This window comes from Sporotomaculum syntrophicum, from assembly GCF_009932395.1.
Taxonomy (GTDB): Bacteria; Bacillota; Desulfotomaculia; order Desulfotomaculales; family Desulfallaceae; genus Sporotomaculum; species Sporotomaculum syntrophicum.
The window spans coordinates 38,820-40,751 of the sequence record NZ_LSRS01000005.1; the positions used below are offsets into that span (position 1 = coordinate 38,820).

The window sequence follows — 1,932 nt, forward strand, 5'->3', positions numbered from 1 at the left end:
GGTGCTGGACAGCAGTCAAGAATTCATTGTACGAGACTGGCCGGCAACAAGGCCGACAACTGGTTCCTTCGTCAGTCACCAAAAGTACTTGGCCTGCAATTCTTAAATGATATCAGACGTGCAGATAGAGATAATGCCATTGACCTGTATATTGGCGATGAATACTTGGATGTACTTGCAGAAGGTAAATGGCAGAGTATCTTCAAGGTTAAACCTGAAGTGTTCACCAGAGAAGAAAGACGTGCCTGGTTAGAGCAGATGACAGATGTATCACTTGGTTCGGACGCCTTCTTTCCCTTTGGTGACAATATTGAACGTGCCCATAAAAGCGGTGTTAAATATATTGCTGAGCCAGGTGGATCGATTCGTGATGATCATGTTATTGAAACATGTAACAAATATGGTATGGCCATGTGCTTTACAGGAATTCGTTTATTCCACCATTAGTTGAAATCCCGGTATAGGTCTTCAAGTCCCCGGAAGATGCAGTATTTAAGGCGCCGGGGGTAAGGTAATAAGGGAGGCATCAAGATGAGATTAGACGGATTTGGTATATTCGTAAAAGATATGGAGATTATGGTTCGATTCTATAGAGATGTATTAGGTTTTGAAATTAAAGAGGATGAAAATGCATCCAATGTATTTTTAGAAAAAGACGGGACTTTATTTTTACTGTATCGCCGGACGGATTTTGAAAAGATGATAAATCGACCGTTGGGATATGCAAATGGAGTAAATGGCCATTATGAGATAGCCTTGACCGTAGAAAATTATGCAAAAGTTGACTTGGCATTTCAAACGGTAATTGCAAAAGGCGCGACACCCGTTTTAGAACCAACAACCGAACCATGGGGACAGCGTACTTGTTATATTGCTGATCCAGAAGGCAATTTAATTGAAATCGGCTCATTTAACCCGTAATCCAACAAACGAAAGAGATACATTATGGTTTCAACCTGCATACACTCTTTGATAGATGCTATTTAACTGTAGATGAGAGCCTACATATTGAAGTCAGCAAGCGGATCAAAGAAGACTACGGTAACAGTAAAGAATATTATGCATTTCATGCCAAAAACTTCTCGATGTGCCGGACAATAGCCATGAAATGCCGACAGTTTTTAACATGGCATAATGAAAATGTGTACGTGGAGTAGAAGATGGAAGAATAAATCAGACTTGCCGCGTTTAAATGGCTGCAGGAACAGGTGTTTATACATGGCGATGTACTCCACATCACCTGCTTGAACAAGGCTTTATCTATAATGACCAGCGTATAATAGTTATCTGCCCCTAGGGAATCTGGAAGCCCGGAGTGTTCAAACAAACCCCACTATCATTAACTACTACTGTCGGTGAACCTTATGACGACTCTTATAACGGTGACAGTTCTTATACCAATACAGGGGCACAACTTCCCCATCGCCGGGATAATGTTGGCTTGCGGCAGATCATGTCAAGCAATTGCCGTTAAATTATTTTCAGAGCATAGTAAAAGGAAAGTACCTTAGTCGTCTGGATGGTATAAGTAATGGGAGATGACCCAAAAATTTGACCTTTATCATAGCTGCGGATGAACAAAGTAATACGAAAGCTCGCAATGTATTTTTTACAAACTATAAACATGCCGAGCTTCTTGATGCCGATTACATAATACCAGATGCTGATGAATTCGGCGGGCCTATTGTGAACAATGGATTACTACATGGGGCACAGAAAACACAGGGGGACGGTTCGAGACCACTGAAAAAGTCCATATAAAACACAAAAAGCATCCCCACCTATAGTATAATTAAGTCACCACAACAAAATATACCGGGGGATGCTTTTTATGCTAATTGAAACCACCTTTAAACAAGGCAGCTTTTACACTGAATTATACCATATAATACCGGAGAATCACATATTAAAACGTATAGATTCCGCAATATC

3 protein-coding genes and 1 pseudogene are annotated in these 1,932 nt (G+C 40.6%); all 4 read left to right on the forward strand.

Annotation, left to right across the window (positions count from 1 at the left end):
* Positions 1-447, forward strand: a pseudogene (locus SPSYN_RS10395) (phosphoribosylaminoimidazolecarboxamide formyltransferase); the annotation flags it as partial.
* An 84-nt stretch (positions 448-531) separates the two neighbouring features.
* Positions 532-921: a VOC family protein gene (locus tag SPSYN_RS10400; RefSeq protein WP_161822435.1), complete on the forward strand. Its 390-nt coding sequence runs from the start codon at positions 532-534 to the stop codon at positions 919-921.
* 394 nt (positions 922-1,315) lie between these two features.
* Positions 1,316-1,474 carry a hypothetical protein gene (locus SPSYN_RS10405; RefSeq protein ID WP_161822436.1) on the forward strand — a complete coding sequence of 53 codons (159 nt, stop codon included), beginning with the start codon at positions 1,316-1,318 and terminating at the stop codon, positions 1,472-1,474.
* A 77-nt stretch (positions 1,475-1,551) separates the two neighbouring features.
* Entirely contained in the window at positions 1,552-1,761 is a 210-nt protein-coding gene (locus SPSYN_RS10410; RefSeq protein WP_161822437.1) for a hypothetical protein, read from the forward strand.
* Positions 1,762-1,932 lie beyond the last annotated feature (171 nt).